Source organism: Bacillus sp. OV322 (assembly GCF_900112495.1).
Taxonomy (GTDB): domain Bacteria; phylum Bacillota; class Bacilli; order Bacillales; family DSM-1321; genus Peribacillus.
Genome location: NZ_FOMA01000003.1, coordinates 70,208 through 88,866, shown reverse-complemented (window position 1 = coordinate 88,866; position 18,659 = coordinate 70,208). Strand labels below are relative to the sequence as shown.

Here is an 18,659-nt window from a genome sequence, read left to right as displayed (position 1 = left end):
TTATTTATGTGCGCCGATAGCTTCTAACGGCTTTGCATTACCATATACCGGGCGCTTGCGCAATACAGGCTTTGCCCAGTTTACGGCATTGACGATAACCTTCTGGATATCCTGGTTATGATAGGTTGGATATGTTTCATGACCAGGGCGGAAATAAAAGATTCTTCCGTTTCCGCGCTTATACGTGCAGCCGCTTCTGAATACTTCTCCGCCTTCAAACCAGCTTACAAAAACAAGCTCGTCCGGAACAGGGATATCAAAATGCTCGCCGTACATTTCTTCCTTTTCAAGCTCAATGCTTTCTCCAATTCCTTCTACAATCGGATGTCCAGGGTCCACTACCCAAAGCCTTTCTTTTTCATCCGCTTCTCTCCACTTCAAATCGCATGTGGTGCCCATCAGCTTTTTGAATAATTTAGAAAAATGGCCGGAGTGAAGCACGATTAATCCCATTCCGTCCAGCACTCTCTGCGTGACGCGCTCGACGATTTCATCGCTGACCTCGTCGTGTGCGATATGCCCCCACCAAAGCAGGACATCGGTATCTGCCAAAACATCTTCAGTTAAGCCATGTTCCGGATCGTCAAGGGTGGCAGTCCGGACATTGAACGATTCCTCCCTTAAGAAGCTTGCCAGCTGGCCGTGAATTCCTTCGGGATATACTTCCCTTACCTTGGGATTTTTCTGTTCATGGCGATTTTCATTCCAAACGGTTACATTCAGCATATTAGTTAATCTCCTTTTCTATTCTTTTACAGATCCTGATGTTAAGCCTGAAACTATGCGGCGCTGGAAGATAAGAACCATAATGACGAGCGGTATGGTCACAACAACGGTCGCTGCTGAGATTTCTCCCCACGGAATTGTGAATTGACCCTGGAACATCGCGATCCCTGTTGGAACAGTTTTAAATTTTTCATCTGTATTGATGGTCAAAGCGAACAGGAATTCATTCCATGCTGCGATGAATACCAGGATAGCGGTAGTGAAAATCCCGGGTACCGCAAGCGGCAGAATAACCTTCCAGTATGTCTGCATCAAAGTGGCTCCATCGATTTTCGCAGCTTCTTCCAGATCAAAAGGAATCTTGCGGAAGAAGGTCACAAGCAGCCAGATGGATAATGGGAGCGTAAAGGTTGTATAAGGAATAATTAACCCCAGATAGGAATTCGTTAAACCCAGATTTTTCAAGATAATATAAATCGGTGAAATAGTTGCGATTTGAGGAAACATCGTAACTGACAAAACCAGCCCCAGGATGAATGTTTTGCCCCTGAACTGAAGCCTTGCAATCGCATATGCCGCAAAGGATGCGACCAAAACGGTATAAACCGTTGTAATGGTGGCAACAACTGTACTATTCCATAGATATCGCAAAAATGGATAATTTACGAATACAGAAACAAAGTTTTTAAAGGTCGGGTGCTCCGAATATGGAGTAAAGGCTCGATCTCCAAACAGCTCAGAAGCCGGTTTGATTGAACTGATCAGCATCCATAAAAACGGAAACATCACGAGGAATACAAACACAACTAGAAATACATAAAATAACGGGCTTGCTTTTTTCTGCATGGTGCACACTCCTTTCACGGCTCTTTATCTGCCTGATCCCTCACCTAAGAGATCTTTTCCCAAAAATTTAATGTAAATCATTGAAATGACCGCTACACAGATAAAGACAATTACGGATAAGGCCGAGCCGTTGCCGAAGTTAGTCTGGGAGAACATGACCTTATATGCAAGAATCGAGATGGTTTCCGTCGAATTGGCAGGACCGCCTCCTGTTAAAACGTAAACAAGGTCAAATACCCGGAATGCATCAAGCGTCCTGAATAAAAGGGCAACAAGAATGCTGGATTTCAGCAGCGGAAGGGTAATGGACACAAATTGGCGCCATTTTCCTGCTCCATCGATCGCGGCAGCTTCGTACAGGGAGGACGGTATGGTCTGAAGCCCTGCAAGCAGCAGCAGTGACATATAAGGTGTTGTCTTCCAGACGTCTGCAAAGATGACCGAGAACATTGCTCCGGTATCGGTCACGAGCAGGTTTTCCATTTTATCGACAATGCCGATGGATGAAAACAATTTGGCAATGATACCGTTTTGCCCGTCATACAGGAACTTCCACATCATGGCAGAAACGGCTGTCGGAATTGCCCAGGGAATCAGGATGCTTGCCCTGATAAGTCCCCTGCCTACAAATGCTTTATTAATTAATAGAGCAATAGCAAGTCCTATCACAAATTCCAGCACCACCGAGACTACGGTAAATGTCAGCGTGTTGCCCATGGCCTTCCACATTCTGCTGTTCGTTAAATCATCTTTATAATGCTGAAAACCCACGAAGTTCGGCTGCTGTACCACTTCTTTATAGCCTGCGGCAAGCCCGAGTATTTTCTTTTCCTGAGTTAGCTTCGTTTCTTTTGAAATCGATTTCAGTTCCTTGTTAATGGACTCCCCTGTTTTACGAAAATCCTCAGCAAGGCTGTTATCAATCTTTGCAATGCTTTCTTTGTTTCCTACTTGTTCGAAATTCATGAGCTTATCGTTTACTGCTTGATATTGCCCTTTGAGTGCTGAATCATTTTGCAGTTTTTTATCCATGTCTTCAAGCTCTGTTTTCACCTCTTGAAGCTGATCCTTTTCAGTGCTTGTCTTTATTTCGCTGTCAATTGCGCCAACGAGGAATGGATAGTTGTTCAGGTAACGGTCGAGATCGATATTATGGCTTAGATGGACCTCGGACCTTGTCGGATCATTCAGCTTCAGGTCAAACAAGCTGAAGTAAAAGGATTGCATGACAGGCCAGATGGCAATCACGAAGATCAAAAGCAGGGACGGAGCTACAAGCAGATAGCCGATCTTTTTTTCGGATAATTGCTTTTTAGGCTTCTTATTTTTTCTAACCGGTGGTGCAGGGACACCTCTTCTTGGTTCATTCTCTACTCCAACTGAGCCATTTTTCATATATCATTCTCCTATACTATGAAAAAATCGAAGATGACCCATGGAATTCTCTGCTTGTATATATCACAGATTCCTTCACAGAGTCATCTTCTTCTTGCTTGTGTGAACGAAACTTAGGATTTAAGTTTTGCCTTCATTTCTTTTTCCATATTCTGTACAGCCTGTTCAACTGTTTCCTGTCCTGCAATTGCTTTGGAAACGTGGATTTGAATGATTTCTGAGATTTCTGGATAGTTAGGAGCAACCGGGCGTGAAACCGCAGCCTTTAAGCCATCCTGGAAGCCTTTGTCTGCAAAAGTAGGGTTAGCTTTGATAACCTCTTGATCATTATAAAGACTAAGAATGGTCGGTGCGTGACCGCCGTAAATAGCATCGATTTTCTGGCCTTCAGGTCCAGCCATGAATTTCAGGAATTCCCATGCTTCTTTTGGATGCTTGGAGTTTTTGTTGATTCCAGCCATCCAGCCGCCAAGTGCAGCACCTGATCCTTTGTCACCGGAAGGAAGCGGAGCGATTCCGACTTTGCCGGCAATTTTTGATTTTTCTTTATCATTGGCACTTGCGTATTCATATGGCCAGTTGCGAAGGAAAGGAGTCTGGCCTTCGATGAACGCCTGGTCGCTTTCAATTTCAGTGAAGGTAGTTACATTTCCTGGCACTACTGATGATTTTGCCACTTCAACCATTTTCTTTAAGCCTTTGATTGTTTGCGGGCTGTTTACAGTTACTTCATTTTTTTCGTTGATGAATTGGCCGCCGTAAGCAGAAACGAATTCAACAGCGTTACATACAAGGCCTTCATATTGCTTGGCCTGCATGATATATCCAAATTTAGTGCCGCCTTTTCCTTTCAATGCTTTTGCCTGTTTAAGCAGGTCATCCCATGTTTTAGGGACATCACTGTCTTTTACAAGATCTTTGCGGTAGAAAAGAAGTCCTGCATCAATGAATTTTGGAAGCGCCCATTGTTTCCCGTTGAACTGGGATGCTGCAAGTGCGCCCTGGTTGTATTCGTTCAGGTCAATATGGTCAGCCTGGATGAATCGGTCAAGCGGAAGCACATAGTCTGCCTGCGCGAATTCTGCCGGCCAAATTACGTCCATATCGATGACGTCAATTTCAGATGACTTGGCGTTGAATGCCGTAATGTATTGGTCATGCTGCTGTCCAGTGTCAGCAGGCATCTGTTTGAAGTTGATTTTGATGTTTGGATGGGATTTTTCAAACGCCTCCACCATTTTGGTCGTGCCCTGTGTCACGTCCTTGCCGCGGGCATATGTCAATGTTACTTTTTCATCTTTACCCTTGCTGGAATCCTTCTCTCCGCCCTTGTCTGTTGAGCTCGTATCGCTTGAACTGCAAGCTGTCAGTGCAAGTGAGAGTGTAGCAAAAACCGTGAGCCATTTCATTTTCATGGACTTTTTCATGTATGGTCCCCCAATAATTTTATAGTCGGTTTCATTTTGTAGAGCCTCGCACAACCAATTCAAATGGCAATAAAGTATGCTTCATCGCGGAATCATTTTTCCCATTGATAGCATCAATGATCTTTTCCATGGCGATCCGGCCCATTTCCTCGACCGGCTGTTTTATTGTTGTAAGCTCCGGATCCATCGCCCTTGATATCGGCTGGTCATCAAAGCCCATCACGGCAAAATCCTGCGGGATCGAGATTCCGTTTTTTTTTGCTTCGACCAGCATGCCCGCAGCTACCTGGTCACTTCCTGTGAATACAGCTGTCGGCTTGTCTGGAAGGTTCTGCAGATATTGGAATACCCTGCACCCGTCTTCCATGTTAAAGACGTTTGAGACACGCCATTCCTGGCGTACATGGATACCGTATTCATTCAGCGCCTTTTGGATTCCGCGGTCCCTGTCCCTTGCCAGGCTGCTTTTCCCGCCGCTTGTGATGGCGACTTTCTTATGTCCCATTTTCAGTAAATGCTTTGTTCCTAAGTATCCTGCCTCGAGCTGGTTCAGCCGGACAGTCGGAATGTTCGCGCGCCTGTCATATTCATTGCATAAGACCATGGGACCGCATGAGGTATACTCCTCAATTATTTCCCAGTCATTTTCAATGGATGTCAAAATTAGGCCATCCACCTGTTTCGTTTTGAGCAATTGCAGAAATTTGAGTTCTTTCTTTTTGTCGTACCTCGTCTGGCAAACAAGGAGCTGCAGATTGTTCTGTGTTGCAACAGTATCTATTGCCTCAAGAAGATAAGCAAAAAAAGGATTAGTCAAGATTGGAATTAAGATGGCAATAGTATCTGTTTTTTGGTTCCGCAGCCGCTGGGCTGATGAATTAGGAAAATAATTAAGTGCCTCCATCGCTTCCCTGACTTTTTGTTTTTTTTCTTCAGTCACATTGGGATGATTATTAATCACACGCGATACAGTCGCATTGGAAAGCCCTGCCAGACTGGCTACATCCGCAATCGTTGTCAAAAAAACGCCTCCTTTTCCCTCCTTATAAAAAATTTTCAGCGCTCGTGTAAACGATTTCTGAAATCGTTTACAATTACACTTTAAAACAAAGTTTCATAATTTTCAACCATTTTCGCAAAAAATATTTTATAGTTTTATAGACTTTCTTTAAGGCGCTGGCGATTATGATGCAGAAGCAGCATTTAACTCTAATGCCGATTATGCTACAGGATTTTTTGCTATCCTGACGAATTACCTATCATACGCAAAAGAAGCTATGAAAAGCGGTGAGATTATTATTAATATAGATAAAGAAACAGAAAAGGCAATCGCAGCGAAACTTCGCCATGCTGGCTGCGTTTTTGCTGAGGATGAAGCCAGATTGCTTGTCACAGAGGCACAGTCATTGGAATCTCTTACAGAAATGGCAGATAGGAGGGCAACTGGGGTACCGCTTGAATATGTACTTGGCTGGGCGGATTTCTGCGGAATCAGGATAGCAGTGGAGCCTGGAGTCTTTGTTCCCCGAAGGCGTACTGAATTTTTAGTTAAACAGGCGGCCCGCTTAGATATGCAGGGGGCAGTTGTTGCAGACATATGCTGCGGTACTGGGGCAGTAGGCGCGGCCCTGGACAAAGCCCTGGGCGGGATTGAACTGTACGCTGCAGACATCGACCCCCACTCCGTGCAATGTGCAAGGAGAAACCTTGCTTCTATAGGCGCTCTTGTCTTAGAAGGAGATCTCTGCAAGCCTTTGCCATCCGTTTTGCGCGGGCGTGTCGATATCCTTGTTGCAAATGCCCCCTACGTTCCAACCCGGGCAATCAGGCTTTTGCCGCGGGAGTCCCGCAATCATGAATCCAAGGCTGCACTTAACGGCGGAATTGATGGCCTGGATTTCCATCGCAGGATAGCATCAGAGGCTTGCCAATGGCTGGCGCCTCTTGGCCATGTCATAGTCGAGACCAGCAGGAAACAGGCATGGCAGACCTTTGAAATATTTGCTCAACATGGCCTGATCACCAGAGCCGTACATGACAGTGAACTGAATGCTGCGGCCGTAATAGGAACAAAGCCTGTCCTCTGACATGATAATAGGGATGCTGCCTGCACGAAGCGGAAAAAAAAACAGGACTCCTCCAAAGGGAAGAATCCTGCTTTTGCTTTGATTTTTAAGCATCAAGTGCAGTCTTTAAGTCTTCGATCAGGTCTTCGGCATCCTCAAGGCCCACAGAAATCCGGATCAAGCCATCAGTGATGCCAAGCTCTGAACGGCGCTCCTGCGGGATGGAAGCATGCGTCATAAGAGCCGGAATTGAAATTAGGCTTTCCACTGCCCCAAGGCTTTCAGCAATGGTGAAGTATTTAACCTTGCTTAACACTTCTGCTGCTTTTTCCGCGCTTCCGACATCAAAGGAAACCATTCCGCCAAAACCGCGGGATTGCTTTTTGGCAATATTATGGTTTGGATGGCTTTCAATGCCAGGGTAATACACTTTTTTCACGGTTTCATGCTGAAGCAGAAAGTCCACGATTTCTCCCGTGTTCTTTTCATGCTCTTCCATGCGCACACCTAATGTTTTGATGCCGCGCATCAGCAGCCAGGAATCTTGCGGCCCAAGAACCCCTCCTGTAGAGTTTTGCACGAAATGAAGATCTTCCCCGATCTTTTCGTCATTTACAATGGCAAGCCCTGCTACAACATCGCTATGGCCGCCAATGTACTTCGTTGCGCTATGCAGTACAATATCTGCACCAAGCGTCAGCGGATTCTGCCAATAAGGTGTAGAGAATGTATTATCAACAATCGTTAGCAGACCGTGTTTTTTGGCGATCTTCGCTGTTTCTTCAATATCTGTGATTTTTAAGGTTGGATTTGTCGGCGTTTCCAGGAACAAAGCTTTCGTGTTTTCTTTGATTTCCTTTTCAATGCCTGATAGGTCGCTTGTATTGATGAATGTAGCTTCAAGGCCAAAACGGTTCAGCACTTTAGTAATTACGCGGTAAGATCCGCCGTACACATCATCAGTCAGCAAAATATGGTCCCCCTGGCTGAATAGCATCATGACAGCTGTCATAGCAGCCATTCCGGAACCAAAAGCAAAGCCGCGCTTTCCGCCTTCGAGGTCCTTAATGAGTTCCTCCAATGCGTGGCGTGTCGGATTTCCGGTTCTTGAGTACTCATAGCCTCTGTGATTTCCTGGACCATCCTGTTTATATGTGCTTACCTGGTAAATCGGCACAGACACTGCACCTGTTTTTTCATCACCGGAAATACCGCCATGGATCAGCTGTGTTTTCTTTTTCATAGTTAAATGCCCCCTTGATAAATTTTCTTGCTTAAATATCGTTCGCTCGAATCCGGGAAAATTACGGCAATATTCGTCCCAGGTTTGGCTGTTTTTGCTTCCTCTAAGGCTGCATATAATGCAGAGCCTGAAGAACTTCCAGCAAGCAGCCCTTCCTTGCGCGCCAATTCACTGACAAGGAAAAATGCATGTTCATCGGATACGGTATGGATGCTGTCAAAATATGATACATCCATATAAGAAGGCAGGAATTCCATGCCCGTTCCCTCTGTTTTATGCGGGCCAGCTTCTCCTCCATTTAAAATGGAGCCTTCAGGTTCTACAATGACGGTTTTCACTGCAGGATTTTGTTCCTTCAGATATCTAGCTGTACCCATAAACGTTCCGCCTGTCCCTGCTCCAGCCACGAAAACACCGATCTTACCGTCAAGCTGTTCATAGATTTCAGGTCCCAGTGTTTTATAATAGGTTTCAGGATTTGATGAGTTTGCAAACTGCTGCGGACAATAGGAACCCGGGATTTCCTTAAGAAGCTGCTGGGCCTTTTCTATAGCACCCTTCATCCCGTCCTTTGTCGGAGTATTGATGACCTTAGCTCCAAGTGCCCTCATTAGCTCCTGCTTTTCTGCACTGAACTTTTCCGGCACGCAAAAAATAACATCAATTCCTTTATTGATGGCAGCAAGTGCAAGTCCGATTCCTGTATTGCCGGCAGTCGGTTCAATGACAGTGCCGCCTTCCCTTAGTTCCCCGCTTTTAAAGGCCGCCTCAAGCAGCTCTACTCCAAGGCGATCCTTCACACTTCCCCCAGGATTGAAATACTCAAGCTTAGCAAATATCCGGACACCCTCTGGAAGAGGAAATTGAGTGATTTCAATCATTGGCGTTTGGCCAATCAATTCATGAACGCTTCCATAAACCTTCATTTCTCAACGCACCTTTCACGGCTGATTCGTAACCGCCGCTGTGTCTTGATATAACAGGGGGCATTTGATGCTTTTTTGCCCCCTGCTTTTTTACTTCATCTGCTTTATCATGTGTAAAATAAGCTCTGTGGAATTCAGGGCAGCAGTTTCTAAAAACTGCTCAAAGGATACATTTGATTCCTTTCCTGCAATATCAGAAAGTGACCGGATAATCACACAAGGTACGCCAAACTGGTACGCCACCTGGGCAATAGCCGCTGCCTCCATTTCCACTGCTGCAAGGTCAGTAAACTGGCTGCGGACAAATTCAACACGCTCAGGATCATGCATAAACGAATCACCTGTAACAATCAGGCCTTTTGCCACCTGGATACCATTTATTTCCTTTGCAGCTTCTTCAGCAATCTTCAGAAGAGCCGGATCCGAGGCAAATGCTGCCGGCATTTGAGGGACTTGCCCATACTCATATCCAAAGATGGTTACATCCACATCGTGATGGCGCACTTCTGTTGAAATGACCACGTCGCCTACATTCAATGAAGGAAGATATCCGCCTGCAGAGCCTGTATTAATCACTGCGTCAGGCTTGAACTTTTCAAGCAGGATCGCCGTTGACATCGCCGCGTTTACCTTGCCGATTCCTGATTTTAATAGAATTACTTCTACACCGTCCAGCATTCCTTTATTGAATTCGCTGCCTGCGATTGTTACCTGTTCAAGATTTTCCAGCTTATCCCGTAAAATAGTTACTTCTTCTTCCATTGCTCCGATTATGGCTGCTTTCATTATTAAACCTCTTCCTATAATTTTTCCGCTTCCATAATCCAGACAAATTGGTTGCACCGGTCAAAGCTTACTTCAAAGCCGTTTGCTTCTAATACAGATTCAAAAAACGGAATGGTTGTATAGTACTCTGTCTGCAAATCATTTGCCAGATTATGAAATCCTGCTTCCTGTGCTTCGCGTATAGCTTGGCTGTAAGCTTCCTTGGATTGATACATAGTATCTGCAAACACTATTTTACCACCAGTTTTCAGTAATTTTCCATAGTCCGCCAAAGCTTTTTCCTTTTCATCATCTGTCAGATGATGAAACGCATATGTGCTGACGATGGTATCGACCTTTTTTGGACGGTTGTAATCAATAAAATCTCCATCCTGGATGTCTGTTCCGGCCGGTAGCTTCTCGATTGCTTTTTCCCTCATAGCAGGAGAAGGCTCCACACAGGTTACACTCAGGCCTGCCTGCAGCAGCTTTTCAGTAAGATTTCCTGTTCCGGCCCCAAACTCAATAACATGGCCATGAGCCCGCTTGGCCACGCTTTCTAGGATCAGTTCGTAATTTTTAAATACTTCCTGATATTCTATATCTTTTCCCACTACTGTATCATCATACGATTCCGACCATTCTTCAAATAAATCCAAAAATTCTCTTCCCATTATAATCACCTTTTTTATTATAAAGTAAATAATTCCTATCAGTATAGTGTGTTTTAGCGTGAAACTGTTCTAAATTTAACACATGTCAAAGATTCCATCAAGTACTTCGCATTTCCCTAAAGCATTTTTTTAATAAAAATAGACAGAGAGATTCCCCATAAACATGATACACTTATCTGTGAAGTATCCTATGCTTCAGCAATAGCATTTGTGATGAACAGATTACGGAGGGATAGATATGAATTTTCAGCTGGATTTCATTCAGGATAAAGTAGAATTTTTTGAAGCAGAAAGCCTGAAAGATCTGGAGAAAAAGGTAGAAGCACAAATAGAAGTGAACAAGGCAATTTTGCTTGGTGTACATGCTGTTTCCCATCAAATGCATGTAACGGAAGAAGGAAGAAGATTTTACAGCGCAGTCGTACACTTTAAAGCGAAGTCCTGATAAAATATGAACGGACTAAGCAGGAAACAAAGAAAAGGCCCGGGTCAATGCCTGGGCCTTTTTAGGAAAATCATTTTTTATCGTTGCTTTTCAGCTTTTCAATCTTAACCGGCTTCCAGCCCGAGCCATCTTCCCACTGAAGATAAACACGGTAGGATTGCGGATCATTTTTGGCTGAAACCGTTCCGACTGCCGTATTCGGGGAGCCTCCGTTTTGAAGCCACCATGTTGTCATATTGCTCTCATCAATTCCAGCACCGTAGGCAAGAGCCTTCGTCATCTCTTTCCAGTCTGCAGAGCCTTTGTCAAAGGAAGTAGTATGCTGCCCGGTCTGGGTAGTGCCTACTGTTTTCCAGTCTTTGCTTTCATAGGCTTTGTCGACATTTGAATCGCTCTTATCCTGCACTTCTTTTAAATCGGCTTTCTGGTTTTCATCCGCGGTATCCTTGGTCTCCCCGGAATCATCCGTGCTGTCATCAGCAGCAGCGCTATCTGTTTCTTCCCCTGAAGCCTGGACGGAGGCATCATCCTTATTTTCCTTTGCAGGGCTTTCCTTTTTTGTTGTGCTATTTTTATCTTTTGCGGCGCTCGGGGCTTTCTCAGGTGCAGCGCTTTGATCTTTATTGCCAATGAAAATAGTGGCTCCTACCACGATGATTAATAAGGACATAACCACAATCAGCACGTTGTATATTCGATTCATCTTTTTTTGCTTCACTTTGCTAAGTCTTGAATTATTCTGTATGGGCTTAAAATCACTCAATTCACATATCCCCCTAACTTATTGCGTACAGCTCCATTTTAGCATGTTCTCTTTAGAGTTTGAAGTGAATCCTATCCCAGCTTGTTTTCTCCGCTTTTCATTCTTTAGTCCCGTCATTTACTTGTTTTTGGTCTTCTTTATAGACTTCTTTCACAATATCCCCGAATAATGGAGTCATTGTTTCGCTTTTTTCATCCGTATCCAGGCTTACCGCGACAAGTGCATATTTTGGATTTTTATATGGAAAATATCCAGCAAACCATTTATTCAGCCTTTTTCTCTCGATATCAGTCTGTGCGGTGCCGGACTTTCCAGCTACCTCATATGGCAGATCAGCAAGAGGTGCTCCCGTTCCTTTCGGGCTTGTGACAACACCGCGCAGCATCTGCTGAAGCTTCAGAGCAGTATAAGGCGAAATTGGTTTTCCGCTAATTTTCATATCAGGAAATGAAACGATGGATGTCCCGTTATTGAACTCGACCTTTTTCACGGCTTTCACCATTTCCTTTTCCCCTCCACGGGCTATAGTCGCCATCATATTGGCAATGGCAAGAGGGGTAGCCTGCACATCCTGCTGTCCTATTGAGCTTTTTGCCACCATCCTTGGATCTTTTTTAAGCTTTTCATCTTGCCAGATCTTCCCTTTATCCTCCTGATCCAGCTGTTCAATCGGGGTATGGTAGACATTCCCTTTCCATCCTGAGCCACCGATCACATTCAGCTTCTCGGCATATTGCTTCAAAAAGTCCGGATTCTTTGCAGTAATCTCCTGGCCAAGCTCGGCAAATGCCCTATTGCAGCTTTGAGCAAAGCTATTTTCAAAGTTCAATGGGCCGTAATCATGCTTTTTATCTTTTTTTCCTTCAATGGTCAAGCTGCAGTTAAAGGTCTTGTTTTTTGCAGCCTGATAATCAATCGCAGCGGCAGCGACGACGGTTTTAAAGACAGAACCTGGCGCTGCCTGCCTGAACATGAGATTCACTGAGCCTTCGGCATCCGGATTTCTCTTCTCCATGCTTGGACGTGATACAATCGCCCGGATTTCACTTGATGCAATATCAATCAGGACAATCCCGCCTTTTTTTATACCATGCTCATCAACCAGCTTTTCCGCCTTTTCCTGAAGCCCTTTATTAAGTGTTGTGATTACTTTGACAGGGTATAAGGGGTTGGCAGGTTCAACATATTTAACATCTACCCCGAACATCGGTCCCCCATTGGCATCCACATGGTACACAAGCTTGGAGTCGCCGCCTGAAAGCAGGAATTCATCAAATGTCCGCTGAAGCCCCCGGTAGCCTACCCTTGTTTGGGCTGACAGCTTTTGATCTGGATATCTCGGCACCTTCAGTGACCCGTACATAACAGTTGAGCCAATCAATTGAGCAGCTGGTATGCTGTTTTGGTTAAATTTTTCTTTCACGGCAAATACACCTGGTACTTTCAATGAATTGATAGCAGCTGTCTGCTCATCTGTTAAGATAATCGGTTTTTTTCCTCCAAAAGCAAATGGCTCCTTTGCCATCTGAACGGCATTCTTCAATGCCTCTTCATCTCTTCCGATAATCCCAGCCACTTTATCCGCAGGCCAGTCCATTTTTTTCAAAAAAGGAAAAAGCACCAGTGTAGGAACTTCTTCATGTGCAAGAGGCACACCCTTCACGTCATAAAATTTCCCTCTTCCATCATCGAGCGTAACCGTCTGGGTTCTCTGCTTCACACTGGCTTCTATTAAGTTCACATGATGTGCGGAAAAAGACTCTGTACTGATAAGCTGGATTTGTACAAGCCTTGCGGCAAGCAGGACCAAAAGCAGCATGATAAAACATGCAAGAAAGGCTATTCTTTTTTTTATCATATAAAAACACCTCATCACCATTGTTGACGAGGCATCACTTTTTAATCCCGGACGCAGACTATTTTTCGAAAGTTCTAATAATTTTATCGTGTATTGCTGTGCCTGCTCTCTCCAGATTCCTGTTTCCCTTTTGGAGGCATGGCGCTTTCTTCATAATAAATAGTGATATTCTGCGTTTTCATGTCATTCATAAGCCCGCTGTAGAGGACCGCTTTATCATGCATGACTTTTACACTTTGAGTGATGTGGATCTGCAGCTGGCTCAGCTCTTTTTTCAGCTCTTCATTAATGCTGTCCACCATTTCCCCGGAACTGCCTGCAAGTTCCTTTTCAGCCGCCAGCTGCATTTCGTGGGCCAGGCTTCCGAGCTTTCCAAAGAGGTCGTTAAATCCCCTGGCCTTGCCTGTCAGATCTTCGTATGGTTCAAAATCGTATCTTTTAGCCAAGCTTCCCATGTCTGCCTCCTTTTACTACCGCAGATCAAACATACTGGACACTTTTTCATCTTTATTAAAAAGCTGTTCGATGGATGCTCGTATTTTATTGATTAAATCCCTGCTTTTAGCCTGCTCGGTTTCATAATAGTGAAACGCATCCTCGAATGCATTTGTGAAGGATGCATCTAACGGCTGCATAACTTCATTGACGGTGATATTTGTGATTTTGGCATTTTCCATGTGAAGAAGGTATTTGTATCTCTGAGGATGGGTTTCCATGTCGCTGAATTTCTGAAGTAATTTCTTTTTGCGGCTGTCATAGTCTTCGAGGTATTCCTTTTTATACATATTTTTAAGCTCTTTCAAATAGTATTCCTGTTCATGAAGGGAATCAGTTCCCAGCTGATAAATCCGGACAGCAGAGGAAAGATTGATTTCTATTTTTCTGCTTCCGCTTCCGGCGGATAAAAACATGTCATTTCCTTCATAGCGTTTGCCTTCCCCGGATGCAAGCCCGCTCGTCAACTGGCTGATGCCATGCGCATCAGCCGCTTCTCCAAAGCCCGAAAAAAACGTTTTAGTTTCCTTAAACATATCTCCGCATGCTTCTCCCATTTTTTTAATATTCCAGACTGCTTTGGCTCCATTGATCAAAATCACCCCGGCCAAGTCATCATCCACGCTGTGATTAGGGTTAAACATGTCAACTGCCAGTCTCTTTCCTGTATCAGCCGCAATCTCCAGCAGGTTTTTCGCATGCTCCTTCAGCTTTTCAAAATGCGGGGCGAGCTTATCTTTAAGCGGCAGCATTGCGGTTAAGAGAATATGCCCGAAAAGAGGCAGCTGTTTTGCCAGATTCGTAACCTTCGATTCCATTTCGATAATCCTCGCTGTAAGATTGCCGATGGCACGGGTAAGCTCAGCAGGCATCACAGGCACCGCAATTAGCGGAAATTTTACGAAGCCTGTATAGGGAACATGCACATCAAGATACTTTTCCTCCCAATCCGGACCATTTCTAAGAAAGTTCCCAATCTCCCTTTTCACATCATTCACGCACTCTGCGAAACTGGAATCATAGCCTGTCATAGCCCTGATCAGTGCTTCAGTCCCTCCTTGCTCATATGCAGGGCCAAACTGCCCCAGGAAAGTCTGCAGTGCCTGGAGGTCTTTATCTGAAAGATGCTGCACGACATTCTGAATGCCATCAAAGTCAGGATTTGTGTCTACATATCTCCTGTCGCCAAGATCAATAAATCCCCTGATAATCGAGGCTGCATGAAGCATATCTTCATTAGCGGTCAAATGATGAATATTCTTTCCTTTATCCCTATAATACTCTTCTGTGAAAGCTTTAAGCTCGGATGGCGGGATGGAGTAAAGCTCCTTATCGTCCTTGACGTTCCTATTAAATTCGTGCTGAAGGGCAAATTGAAATCCTTTATCGGCCAAAACAAGCTGGTAGGCGCTTGGCGGACAGTCATTGATGGCATACACATTCCGGAAGCCCCCATCCTTCAGCTGCAGCATTTGAATCAGGTTTCCGCCGAGGGAGTGTCCAATTCCGGACTTTTGCAGCGGAATATCCTGAATCTCTTCTCCATTTTTCCTTCTCCTCTCCAGATCTCTTTTAACAGAATCATTAATCTTACTCGTTACTATTTGATCAAACATACTCGCATCCTTTAACTGATTTTGCGCCTTACCTTCAAAAATCCCAAATAAATTGTATAGCCAGTCATTCGGACCACCACTTCCTCCGTCTTCGGCATTCTCGCTTCCTCTTGTAATGGTGTATGTCTGGTTGATACCCTTGATTGGATCATAAAAATGAATAACCGTACCATCAAACCCCGAATCTTTCCCGTTGCGTTTATCCTGATTAATTTCCTTTATATCATCAGAACGGTAAACTTCAATTTTCCCCGGCGGCTCTTTCCCGCATTCTTCAATATAAATTTTCCTGATTTGTTCTATGGTGATTGGCCCATCCTTTTCATACTCCAAATTTGCAATTCTTGCCCGGAGGATATCATTCTTTAACACTTCTTCATTGCCCATTTTCGTTTCACCTGCAGCTTTAGTTCAATCTTTAAAATCTACTGACTTCATCAATTTTAAAAATCTTTCCTCACTTTGCCTGGAACCTGCTGTGCATTTCCTTTGTTGATCCATACAGGAATCTGAAGCCACATAACTAATGGCTTTATCACTTTTATTCGATTTGATATAACTGAAAAATCTGTGGTCTGCATTTCCTTTATATGTGAACGTATTTTTAGCATAATAAAGTGTTTTTTCACCATCATTGATTTTTTTATATTCACCCTGGTAATCGGCATAACTGGAAAGCTGGGCTAAATTAGCCTCAATATTTCTTGAAACAGCTCTATTATCAAACGTGATTTTATATTCATTCATGATATTTGACTCTTTGCTGGATTCACTAAATTCATAGGTTTCAAAAAAGTCGCCATTTATTTCTGTACTTGATTCTGAAATCGAGGCATCTGCTGGAAAAAGCATCGTATAGCCATTGGTTTTTGACTGAAGCTGATAAAATCCTTTTTCTTTTTCTTTATGGGACATCAAATACTCTTTTGTATAGGCGTCGCTTAAAGCCTTTTCTTTTGGCAATGCTTTTTTTTCGGCTCCATCGTCGTTCTGATTCATCACGCAGCCTCCTAACGCAAGTAAAATTAAAATGAGGATCCACATATGTATGCTTTTTTTCAAGATCGTGTCCCCTTTCAAGAATATGAAAAGCTCACATTCCATTACTACCTCATATTCCCACAGGAGCACAACAAAAAACATAACATTCTGACAATAACAAAACTTTTTACCCAGAAGAGAAAATCAGGTATAGGCCTATTACCGTTACGGATTCAGCGGAATCCTTCAAAGCAGATACAAAAAAACCCCTCCGCTGCCGGAGAGGGGCACTGTCATTTCACTTCTGTTTGAAGGATCCTCAGGAATTTAGGGCTCTCATTAGTGAACACAAGGTACTTGTCATGCCGGGTCTCAATGAGCAGGCGATCTGTGCTGGCATAGGGAAAACCTAGCCTTACAGTGGCAGATGGATCTCCGGCATAGGTATCATCCTGCTTAATAGAAAGAATGTCATTCTTCGGAATTTCAATATGTGACAGCTGCCATTTTAAAATAATGAAGTCTTCATTATCCATGATTTCTACAGTCATTGCAATTGCCCCCTTTATATATTACCTCACAATAAATAGTACCATATTTTTACAAAGGATAGGGTCTTCTCTGCATAAACAACAATCATGAAAGGGCCTTTATAGGATTCAGGCAGAAAAAAGGCGGAGCAATCTGGCATTGCTCCGCTTTTCATCTTATTTAATTGTAACGATTTTCACTGTCATATCTCCGCCTGGAGTCATGACTGTAACCGTGTCGCCTACTTTTTTGCCCATAAGGCTTGCAGCGATTGGAGAGTCGTTTGAAATTTTGCCTTCAAACGGATCTGCTTCTGCACTTCCGACGATTGAATAGGTTTCTTCGTCGCCATTTGGAAGCTCAACAAATGTGACCGTCTTGCCAAGTGTTACTGTATCTGAATTCGTATCGCTTTCTTCAATGATCTTTGCATTACGGATCATATTTTCTAAAGTGGTGATACGGCCTTCAACAAAAGCCTGCTCGTCTTTTGCGGAATCGTACTCAGAGTTCTCGGAAAGATCGCCAAAGCTTCTTGCGATTTTAATTCTTTCCACAACTTCTTTCCTTTTTACCGTCTTTAAGTTTTCAAGCTCTTGCTCCAGTTTCTCTTTTCCTTCTTTTGTCATGGGAAATACTTTTTCTATAGCCAAAACCCTTCACTCCTTCAAGTCCTCCGCATCCTGCCTGGGCAGCATGCGAAATATTATGTAGTCAGCTGCCTGAGCAGCCATTAATCGTCCGGACGCGTATAGCATCAGGTCCATACAGCGGAGAATACATAAGTGCGCGTCCTTACTGAAGGGCGCGCATTGACTAAGGAAATACCTTAGTTTATCTGCTGCATCTTTTAACATGCAGACAGCTTAATGATTCTGTTTCTTAAGATAGAGTATTTCCTTTTCCGGAATTTGTCCAGTATTTAACAGAAAATAAATAAAAAAAGGCTCTTTTCTTAAAGATTGTTGTTTTTTAATAAGTTCTTTGAGGCGATTTCTTGTTAAGCCAGTTGATTGGAGCGTAAGGTGCGAGACTCCAGCGGGATTAGCGGGAAGGTGAGACCCCGCAGGCGCAGCCGAGGAGGCTCACCGCCTGCCCCGCGGAAAGCGAGCATCCTGAAGCGGAAATCAGCCACCTTGTTCCTCAGCAACAAAGTTTACGGAAACAGCCTTAAAAAATATCTCTTACCTTTATCTATGCCATGTTATTACAAAAATGACTTTTGTTCAAGGATGGTTTGAATTTTAGTCACCATCAGGTCAATGGCAACATGGTTATGGCCGCCTTCTGGAATGATGATATCAGCATACCGCTTTGTAGGCTCGATGAATTGGTTGTGCATCGGACGCACCACGTTCACGTACTGGTCAATAACAGAATCCATTGATCTGCCGCGTTCCTTAATATCACGCGACATTCTGCGGATAATGCGCAGGTCGGCATCTGTATCGACAAACAGCTTGATATCCATTAAATCGCGGAGACGCTCATCCTCTAAAATGAGAATGCCCTCAAGGATGATCACTTCTTTTGGGTCTACCGTGATAATTTCTTCTGCCCGTGTATGGATGGAATAATCATATACAGGCTTTTCAATGGGCTCATACTTCAAAAGCTTATGGATATGTTCGATCAATAAGTCGTTATCAAACGCAAGCGGATGGTCATAATTCGTTTTAAGGCGTTCTTCATATGGAAGGTCGCTTTGATCTTTATAATAATAATCCTGTTCAAGCATCAAAATGGAATGCCCTTTAAAGCTTTCAAAAATTGCTCGTGTTACACTTGTTTTACCAGAACCCGATCCCCCGGCTACACCGATTACTACAGGTTTATTCCCCATGTTCGTTCTCCTTCCGATTCTCTCCAGGCTTGTCTGTCCAAAGGAATCTCTGTCATGTT

The 18,659-nt window shown here is 43.9% G+C and carries 19 protein-coding genes; 2 read left to right on the top strand and 17 right to left on the bottom strand.

The genetic code is table 11. From position 1 onward, the window contains the following. From BM126_RS08135 to BM126_RS08115, 5 genes are all read right to left on the bottom strand, one after another. On the bottom strand, positions 1 to 726 hold the full coding sequence (locus BM126_RS08135; RefSeq protein ID WP_090989063.1) for a ThuA domain-containing protein: 726 nt from the start codon (positions 724 to 726) through the stop codon (positions 1 to 3). Between the two features lie 18 nt (positions 727 to 744). Continuing rightward, positions 745 to 1,572: a carbohydrate ABC transporter permease gene (locus BM126_RS08130; RefSeq protein ID WP_090989062.1), complete on the bottom strand. Its 828-nt coding sequence runs from the start codon at positions 1,570 to 1,572 to the stop codon at positions 745 to 747. A 24-nt stretch (positions 1,573 to 1,596) separates the two neighbouring features. After that, on the bottom strand, positions 1,597 to 2,967 hold the full coding sequence (locus BM126_RS08125) for an ABC transporter permease subunit (RefSeq protein WP_090989061.1): 1,371 nt from the start codon (positions 2,965 to 2,967) through the stop codon (positions 1,597 to 1,599). 113 nt (positions 2,968 to 3,080) lie between these two features. Continuing rightward, a complete protein-coding gene (locus tag BM126_RS08120; protein ID WP_090989060.1) occupies positions 3,081 to 4,394 on the bottom strand; it encodes an ABC transporter substrate-binding protein in 1,314 nt (437 codons plus the stop codon). A gap of 31 nt (positions 4,395 to 4,425) precedes the next feature. Further along, positions 4,426 to 5,415: a LacI family DNA-binding transcriptional regulator gene (locus BM126_RS08115; RefSeq protein ID WP_090989059.1), complete on the bottom strand. Its 990-nt coding sequence runs from the start codon at positions 5,413 to 5,415 to the stop codon at positions 4,426 to 4,428. 256 nt (positions 5,416 to 5,671) lie between these two features. Here BM126_RS08115 and BM126_RS08110 point away from each other — a divergent pair, with 256 nt between their 5' ends. Beyond that, positions 5,672 to 6,481 (top strand): putative protein N(5)-glutamine methyltransferase, encoded by an 810-nt coding sequence (locus BM126_RS08110; protein WP_090989058.1) that lies wholly within the window; start codon positions 5,672 to 5,674, stop codon positions 6,479 to 6,481. 85 nt (positions 6,482 to 6,566) lie between these two features. Here BM126_RS08110 and BM126_RS08105 read toward each other — a convergent pair whose 3' ends face one another. From BM126_RS08105 to BM126_RS08090, 4 genes are all read right to left on the bottom strand, one after another. Beyond that, positions 6,567 to 7,703, bottom strand: a complete 1,137-nt coding sequence (locus tag BM126_RS08105; RefSeq protein WP_090989057.1) for a bifunctional cystathionine gamma-lyase/homocysteine desulfhydrase — start codon at positions 7,701 to 7,703, stop codon at positions 6,567 to 6,569. Between the two features lie 2 nt (positions 7,704 to 7,705). Beyond that, entirely contained in the window at positions 7,706 to 8,629 is a 924-nt protein-coding gene (locus BM126_RS08100) for a PLP-dependent cysteine synthase family protein (protein ID WP_090989056.1), read from the bottom strand. A gap of 90 nt (positions 8,630 to 8,719) precedes the next feature. Beyond that, positions 8,720 to 9,415 carry a 5'-methylthioadenosine/S-adenosylhomocysteine nucleosidase gene (mtnN, locus tag BM126_RS08095; RefSeq protein ID WP_090989055.1) on the bottom strand — a complete coding sequence of 232 codons (696 nt, stop codon included), beginning with the start codon at positions 9,413 to 9,415 and terminating at the stop codon, positions 8,720 to 8,722. Between the two features lie 14 nt (positions 9,416 to 9,429). Beyond that, on the bottom strand, positions 9,430 to 10,068 hold the full coding sequence (locus tag BM126_RS08090; protein WP_090989054.1) for a class I SAM-dependent DNA methyltransferase: 639 nt from the start codon (positions 10,066 to 10,068) through the stop codon (positions 9,430 to 9,432). Positions 10,069 to 10,306: 238 nt separating this feature from the next. Here BM126_RS08090 and BM126_RS08085 point away from each other — a divergent pair, with 238 nt between their 5' ends. Continuing rightward, on the top strand, positions 10,307 to 10,513 hold the full coding sequence (locus BM126_RS08085; protein WP_090989053.1) for a DUF2536 family protein: 207 nt from the start codon (positions 10,307 to 10,309) through the stop codon (positions 10,511 to 10,513). A gap of 70 nt (positions 10,514 to 10,583) precedes the next feature. Here the strand turns inward: BM126_RS08085 and BM126_RS08080 are convergent, their stop codons facing one another. The 8 genes from BM126_RS08080 to udk form a co-directional block, all read right to left on the bottom strand. Further along, positions 10,584 to 11,276: a YrrS family protein gene (locus BM126_RS08080; protein WP_090989052.1), complete on the bottom strand. Its 693-nt coding sequence runs from the start codon at positions 11,274 to 11,276 to the stop codon at positions 10,584 to 10,586. 97 nt (positions 11,277 to 11,373) lie between these two features. Beyond that, positions 11,374 to 13,134, bottom strand: coding sequence for a penicillin-binding transpeptidase domain-containing protein (locus tag BM126_RS08075; protein ID WP_090989051.1), 1,761 nt, complete (start codon positions 13,132 to 13,134; stop codon positions 11,374 to 11,376). An 83-nt stretch (positions 13,135 to 13,217) separates the two neighbouring features. Further along, positions 13,218 to 13,589: a hypothetical protein gene (locus tag BM126_RS08070; protein ID WP_090989050.1), complete on the bottom strand. Its 372-nt coding sequence runs from the start codon at positions 13,587 to 13,589 to the stop codon at positions 13,218 to 13,220. A 15-nt stretch (positions 13,590 to 13,604) separates the two neighbouring features. After that, entirely contained in the window at positions 13,605 to 15,632 is a 2,028-nt protein-coding gene (locus BM126_RS08065) for a DUF6792 domain-containing protein (RefSeq protein ID WP_090989049.1), read from the bottom strand. A 24-nt stretch (positions 15,633 to 15,656) separates the two neighbouring features. Then, a complete protein-coding gene (locus BM126_RS08060) occupies positions 15,657 to 16,244 on the bottom strand; it encodes a hypothetical protein (protein ID WP_090989048.1) in 588 nt (195 codons plus the stop codon). 275 nt (positions 16,245 to 16,519) lie between these two features. After that, positions 16,520 to 16,777 (bottom strand): SunI/YnzG family protein, encoded by a 258-nt coding sequence (locus tag BM126_RS08050; RefSeq protein WP_090989046.1) that lies wholly within the window; start codon positions 16,775 to 16,777, stop codon positions 16,520 to 16,522. A 156-nt stretch (positions 16,778 to 16,933) separates the two neighbouring features. Continuing rightward, entirely contained in the window at positions 16,934 to 17,410 is a 477-nt protein-coding gene (gene greA, locus BM126_RS08045; protein WP_090989045.1) for a transcription elongation factor GreA, read from the bottom strand. A gap of 554 nt (positions 17,411 to 17,964) precedes the next feature. Further along, positions 17,965 to 18,600, bottom strand: a complete 636-nt coding sequence (gene udk, locus BM126_RS08040; protein WP_071350636.1) for a uridine kinase — start codon at positions 18,598 to 18,600, stop codon at positions 17,965 to 17,967. Positions 18,601 to 18,659 lie beyond the last annotated feature (59 nt).

What these genes read in the sequence shown, in the direction of transcription:
- BM126_RS08135 (WP_090989063.1), bottom strand. Translation starts at nt 726, where the DNA reads ATGCTGAATGTAACCGTTTGGAATGAAAATCGCCATGAACAGAAAAAT.
- BM126_RS08130 (WP_090989062.1), bottom strand. Translation starts at nt 1,572, where the DNA reads ATGCAGAAAAAAGCAAGCCCGTTATTTTATGTATTTCTAGTTGTGTTT.
- BM126_RS08125 (WP_090989061.1), bottom strand. Translation starts at nt 2,967, where the DNA reads ATGAAAAATGGCTCAGTTGGAGTAGAGAATGAACCAAGAAGAGGTGTC.
- BM126_RS08120 (WP_090989060.1), bottom strand. Translation starts at nt 4,394, where the DNA reads ATGAAAAAGTCCATGAAAATGAAATGGCTCACGGTTTTTGCTACACTC.
- BM126_RS08110 (WP_090989058.1), top strand. Translation starts at nt 5,672, where the DNA reads ATGAAAAGCGGTGAGATTATTATTAATATAGATAAAGAAACAGAAAAG.
- BM126_RS08105 (WP_090989057.1), bottom strand. Translation starts at nt 7,703, where the DNA reads ATGAAAAAGAAAACACAGCTGATCCATGGCGGTATTTCCGGTGATGAA.
- BM126_RS08100 (WP_090989056.1), bottom strand. Translation starts at nt 8,629, where the DNA reads ATGAAGGTTTATGGAAGCGTTCATGAATTGATTGGCCAAACGCCAATG.
- mtnN (WP_090989055.1), bottom strand. Translation starts at nt 9,415, where the DNA reads ATGAAAGCAGCCATAATCGGAGCAATGGAAGAAGAAGTAACTATTTTA.
- BM126_RS08090 (WP_090989054.1), bottom strand. Translation starts at nt 10,068, where the DNA reads ATGGGAAGAGAATTTTTGGATTTATTTGAAGAATGGTCGGAATCGTAT.
- BM126_RS08085 (WP_090989053.1), top strand. Translation starts at nt 10,307, where the DNA reads ATGAATTTTCAGCTGGATTTCATTCAGGATAAAGTAGAATTTTTTGAA.
- BM126_RS08075 (WP_090989051.1), bottom strand. Translation starts at nt 13,134, where the DNA reads ATGATAAAAAAAAGAATAGCCTTTCTTGCATGTTTTATCATGCTGCTT.
- BM126_RS08070 (WP_090989050.1), bottom strand. Translation starts at nt 13,589, where the DNA reads ATGGGAAGCTTGGCTAAAAGATACGATTTTGAACCATACGAAGATCTG.
- BM126_RS08065 (WP_090989049.1), bottom strand. Translation starts at nt 15,632, where the DNA reads ATGGGCAATGAAGAAGTGTTAAAGAATGATATCCTCCGGGCAAGAATT.
- BM126_RS08060 (WP_090989048.1), bottom strand. Translation starts at nt 16,244, where the DNA reads ATGAATCAGAACGACGATGGAGCCGAAAAAAAAGCATTGCCAAAAGAA.
- BM126_RS08050 (WP_090989046.1), bottom strand. Translation starts at nt 16,777, where the DNA reads ATGACTGTAGAAATCATGGATAATGAAGACTTCATTATTTTAAAATGG.
- udk (WP_071350636.1), bottom strand. Translation starts at nt 18,600, where the DNA reads ATGGGGAATAAACCTGTAGTAATCGGTGTAGCCGGGGGATCGGGTTCT.